Annotated in this window: 4 protein-coding genes; all 4 read left to right on the forward strand. The window is 72.3% G+C overall.

Annotated elements, in window-relative coordinates; genetic code table 11:
- The first annotated feature begins 316 nt into the window (after positions 1-316).
- Positions 317-1,948 (forward strand): AMP-binding protein, encoded by a 1,632-nt coding sequence (locus HMPREF3086_RS00190; RefSeq protein ID WP_061229418.1) that lies wholly within the window; start codon positions 317-319, stop codon positions 1,946-1,948.
- Positions 1,949-2,077: 129 nt separating this feature from the next.
- Positions 2,078-2,863 (forward strand): electron transfer flavoprotein subunit beta/FixA family protein, encoded by a 786-nt coding sequence (locus HMPREF3086_RS00195; RefSeq protein WP_070719654.1) that lies wholly within the window; start codon positions 2,078-2,080, stop codon positions 2,861-2,863.
- A 52-nt stretch (positions 2,864-2,915) separates the two neighbouring features.
- A complete protein-coding gene (locus HMPREF3086_RS00200; RefSeq protein WP_061229416.1) occupies positions 2,916-3,866 on the forward strand; it encodes an electron transfer flavoprotein subunit alpha/FixB family protein in 951 nt (316 codons plus the stop codon).
- 93 nt (positions 3,867-3,959) lie between these two features.
- A partial coding sequence (locus HMPREF3086_RS00205; protein WP_070719655.1) for a cysteine desulfurase family protein occupies positions 3,960-5,099 on the forward strand: 1,140 nt, incomplete at its 3' end.

The raw sequence follows: 5,099 nt of genomic DNA on the forward strand, positions 1-5,099 counted from the left end.
ACCGACGACCAGCTCGCGGCCTGGCCGAGGCGCGCGCCCCCGCTCGGCGTGTCCGACGCGCAGCCCGAGGCCACGCCCAGGGCGAGCCCGGCCACGACCAGGGACCGCACGGTGCGCGGTAACGATGCCGGTGCCACAGGTCCCCCCGTCGAAAGAGTGATCAGGGCGTAAGCGTAGTCCGAGCGCCCGGCGACCCAGGGGTACGCCCGGGGGAACCGCCACTCGCGGAGCGCGCTCCGCCGATACCGTGACGACACTCACCCTGCCCGCGAGGGCACCAGCCCCGGCCCCGGCCCGACGGAAGGCGGACACCCCGATGACAGCGAACTCCGGACTCGACACCGCGCTGACCCCGCTGAGCTTCCTCGAGAAGGCCGCGCGCGTCTCACCCGACGCGACCGCGGTGGTGGACGGCCCGCGGCGCCAGACCTACGCCGAGTTCGCCGACCGGGCCACCAGACTGGCCTCGCTGCTGAAGATGCGCGGCGTCGCGCGCGGCGACCGCGTCGGCGTCCTCGCCCCCAACTCCGCGGAGGCCCTGCTCGCCCAGTTCGCCGTCCCGCTGGCCGGCGGAGCCGTGGTCGCCCTCAACACCCGTCTGGCCCCGGCCGAGATCGCGTACATCGTCGACCACGCCGGCATCGAGGTGCTCATCGCCGACGCCGACCTGCTCGCCGGCCTGGGCGACGAGGTCCCCGACGCGCTGCGGCTGCTCCTCGTCGCGCCCGACGCCGACGGCACGCAGCCCGACGCGTCCCGCTTCGGCCCGCGTGCCGAGGCCCTCGAGGAGGGCCTCGCGAACGCCTCGCCGCAGCCCGTGCCGTGGACCGTCGCCGACGAGGACTCCGTCATCGCCGTCAACTACACCTCCGGCACGACCGGCCGCCCCAAGGGCGTCATGTACACCCACCGCGGCGCCTACCTCAACGCGCTCGGCGAGATCATCACCCAGGACCTCGACGCCGACTCGCGGTACCTGTGGACCCTGCCGATGTTCCACTGCAACGGCTGGTGCACCACCTGGGCGCTGACCGGTGCGCGGGGCACCCACGTGTGTCTGCGCGCCGTCCGCGGGGAGGACATCTGGAGACTGTTCGACGACGAGGGGATCAACCGCCTCGCCGGTGCCCCCGCCGTGTTGAGCACCATCGCGGACGACCCGGCGGCCCGGCCGATCGAGGGGATCCGCATGATCACCGCCGGGGCGCCGCCCTCGCCGACCATCCTGCGCCGCTTCGAGGAGCTCGGGATCGACGTCACCCAGGTGTACGGCCTCACCGAGACCTACGGCCCCTTCACCGTGTGCACCCCGCAGCCCGGCTGGGCCGATCTCGACCCCGACGAGCGTGCCGGCCTCAAGTCCCGCCAGGGCGTCGCGATGATCCACGCCGACACCGTGCGCGTGGTCGAGCGGACCTCGCCCGGGGAGACCCGTCTGATCGACGTGCCTGCCGACGGCGTGACGATGGGCGAGGTCGTGATGACCGGCAACGGCGTCATGAAGGGCTACTTCAACGACCCCGAGGCCACCGCCGCCGCGTTCGCCGGGGGCTGGTTCCACTCCGGTGACCTCGGCGTGATGCACCCCGACGGATACGTGCAGCTGCTCGACCGCGCCAAGGACGTGGTGGTCTCCGGCGGCGAGAACATCTCCACGATCGAGGTCGAGCAGGCGATCGTCTCCCACCCCGACGTCGTGGACTGCGCCGTGGTGTCCATGCCCGACGAGAAGTGGGGCGAGCGGCCCAAGGCCTACGTCGTGGTGCGGCCGGGGTCGCAGCTCGACGAGGCCGGCGTGATCGAGCACTGCCGCACGAAGATCGCCCGATACAAGGTCCCCGGCGCGGTGGAGCTGACCGAGGCGCTGCCCCGGACGTCCACCGGCAAGGTGCGCAAGAACGAACTGCGCGACGCCGCGTGGGCGGGCTGGGAGAAGCGGATCAACTGACCGGGCGAACCCGGCCCCGCCACCGTGACGCCGGTGCCGTTATTGTGTCAGGTAGGACCACAATCCGGTGCGCCCGGTCATGACGGGGGCGCACCCCGCCCCCGACTCGCAGGAGGTCGACGCAGGCCCATGACGAACATCGTCGTACTGATCAAGCAGGTTCCCGACACCTATTCCGAGCGCAAGCTCTCGGACGGGGACTACACCCTGGACCGCGAGGCCGCGGACGCGGTCCTGGACGAGATCAACGAGAAGGCCGTCGAGCAGGCGCTCCAGATCAAGGAGGCCAACGGCGGCGAGGTCACCGTCCTGTGCGCCGGACCGGATCGCGCCACCGAGGCCATCCGCAAGGCCCTGTCGATGGGTGCCGACAAGGCGGTCCACCTCAACGACGAGGGCCTCCACGGGTCCGACGTCGTCCAGACCGCGTGGGCCCTGGCCAACGTGCTGGGCACCATCGAGGGCACCGAGCTGGTCATCGCCGGCAACGAGGCCACCGACGGCCGCATGGGTGCCGTCCCGGCCATCCTCGCCGAGTACCTGGGCCTGCCCCAGCTCACCCACATGCGCACCCTCGAGATCGCCGACGGCGTCGCCAGGGGCGAGCGCGAGACCGACGAGGGCATCTTCGAGGTCGAGGCCTCCCTGCCGTGCGTCGTGTCCGTCGGCGAGAAGATCAACGAGCCGCGGTTCCCGTCCTTCAAGGGCATCATGGCCGCGAAGAAGAAGCCGGTCGAGGTCCTCACCCTGGCCGACGCGAACGTCGAGGCCGGCCAGGTCGGCAAGGACAACGCCGCGTCGACCGTGATCTCCTCCGCCCCCAAGCCGCCGCGTGCGGCCGGTGAGAAGGTCGTCGACGAGGGCGAGGGCGGCAACGACATCGCCAAGTACCTCGTGTCGCAGAAGCTCATCTGACGCGAGCTCACCCCGACCGACTCATCACAGTCTTTTTCAAGGAGAACCCACCATGGCTGAAGTCCTCGTCGCGGTCGAGCACGTCGACGGCGAACTCAAGAAGGTCACCAACGAGCTGCTGACCGCCGCCCGCGCGCTCGGCGAGCCGTCCGCCGTCGTGTTCGGCGAGACCGGCACCGCCGCCGCGCTCACCGACGCCCTCAAGGAGGCCGGCGCGGAGAAGATCTACGTCGCCGAGGGCGACGCGGTGCAGAACTACCTCGTCACCCCCAAGGTCGACGTCCTGGCCGGCCTCGCCGAGCAGGGCGCCGCCGCGATCGTCCTGGCCGCCACCTTCGAGGGCAAGGAGGTCGCGGGTCGTCTCGCGGCGCGCACCGGCTCGGGCGTCCTCACCGACGTCATCGAGATCCGCGAGGACGGCTCCGCCGTCCACTCGATCTTCGGTGGCGCCTACACCGTCGAGGCCACCGTCTCCGGCGACACCCCGATCTACACGGTCCGTCCCGGCTCCGTCGAGGCGTCCCCGGCCGCGGGCGCGGGTGAAGTCGTCGAGGTTCAGGTCCCCGAGCCCGAGAACGCCGCGAAGATCATCTCGCGCAACCCGATCGTCGGTGGCGACCGCCCCGAGCTCACCGAGGCGACCGTCGTCGTCTCCGGTGGACGCGGTGTCGGCTCGGCCGAGAAGTTCGAGGAGGTCGTCGAGCCGCTCGCCGACTCCCTCAAGGGTGCGGTCGGCGCCTCCCGCGCCGCCGTCGACTCGGGCTACTACCCGGGCCAGTTCCAGGTCGGCCAGACCGGCAAGACCGTGTCGCCGCAGCTGTACATCGCCCTAGGCATCTCCGGCGCCATCCAGCACCGCGCCGGCATGCAGACGTCCAAGACGATCGTCGCGGTGAACAAGGACGAGGAGGCCCCGATCTTCGAGATCGCGGACTACGGCATCGTCGGCGACCTGTTCAACGTCGCCCCGCAGCTCACCGAGGCCATCAACGCCCGCAAGTGAGCCCCGCACACCGTGTCTGACGGACGCGACCCGGACCCCGGCACCCCTGCGGTGCCGGGGTCCGGCACATCCGGGCGTATCCTTGCCTGCGATATGCCCACCTTGCGCCCCGTGCACTATCTGGACCACGCCGCGACCACCCCGATGCGTCCGGCGGCCGTCGCCGCCTACGCCGAGGCGGCCTCGGTGGTCGGCAACGCCTCCTCGCTCCACGGCTCCGGTCGCCGCGCGCGGCGACGCGTCGAGGAGGCCCGCGAGTCGCTCGCCCACCACCTCGGGTGTCGCCCCTCGGAGGTGGTGTTCACCTCCGGCGGCACCGAGTCGGACAACCTCGCGATCCTCGGCCAGGCCGCCGCGCACGACGGCGACCTCGTCGCCGTCGGCGCCACCGAGCACCACTCCGTGCTCGACGCCGCAGCCCATCTGGCGACCGGGCGCGGGGGAGAAAAGGAGATCCGGCTCCTGCCCGTCGACACTCGCGGCGCCGTCGTTCCCGACACCGTCCGCGAGCTCGCCGAGGAGGCCGGCCCCCGCCTCGCCCTCGTCGCGACGATGCTGGCCAACAACGAGATCGGTACCCTCGGCGACGTCGCGGCGGTCGCCGGCCACGCCCGCGCGGTCGGCGCCGCGGTCCACACCGACGCCGTCCAGGCCGTGGGGCACGTGCCGGTGGACTTCGCCGCCCTCGGCGTCACCTCGCTGAGCCTGTCCGCCCACAAATTCGGAGGCCCGCTCGGGGTGGGCGCCCTGATCCTCGACCGGGGCGCCGAGTGCGTTCCGATCGGCTTCGGCGGCGGGCAGGAGCGCGATCTGCGCTCCGGGTCGGTGGACGTCCCCGGTGTCGTCGCCATGGCCGTGGCGCTCGACGAGGCCGTCCGCGAGATGGAGGCCGAGACGCGGCGGCTGACCGCGCTGCGGGACCGGCTGATCGACGGCGTGCTCGCCGCGGTCCCCGGTGCTATCGCCAACGGGGGCGGCGAGCGCCTCCCGGGGATCGCCAACATCACCTTCCCCGGATGCTCCGGGGAGTCGCTCATCCTCCTGTTGGACGCCGCCGGGATCGAGTGCTCGACCGGCTCCGCGTGCACCGCCGGGGTCGCCGAGCCCAGTCACGTCCTGCTCGCCCTCGGCGCCGACGACGCCTCGGCCCGGAGCAGCCTGCGGCTCAGCCTGGGGTACACGACGACGGAGGCCGACATCGACGCCGCGATCGCCGCCCTGGGCCCCGCCGCC

This window comes from Dietzia sp. HMSC21D01 (assembly GCF_001815995.1).
Classification (GTDB): domain Bacteria; phylum Actinomycetota; class Actinomycetes; order Mycobacteriales; family Mycobacteriaceae; genus Dietzia; species Dietzia cinnamea.

What these genes read in the sequence shown, in the direction of transcription:
- HMPREF3086_RS00195 (WP_070719654.1), top strand. Translation starts at nt 2,078, where the DNA reads ATGACGAACATCGTCGTACTGATCAAGCAGGTTCCCGACACCTATTCC.
- HMPREF3086_RS00200 (WP_061229416.1), top strand. Translation starts at nt 2,916, where the DNA reads ATGGCTGAAGTCCTCGTCGCGGTCGAGCACGTCGACGGCGAACTCAAG.
- HMPREF3086_RS00190 (WP_061229418.1), top strand. Translation starts at nt 317, where the DNA reads ATGACAGCGAACTCCGGACTCGACACCGCGCTGACCCCGCTGAGCTTC.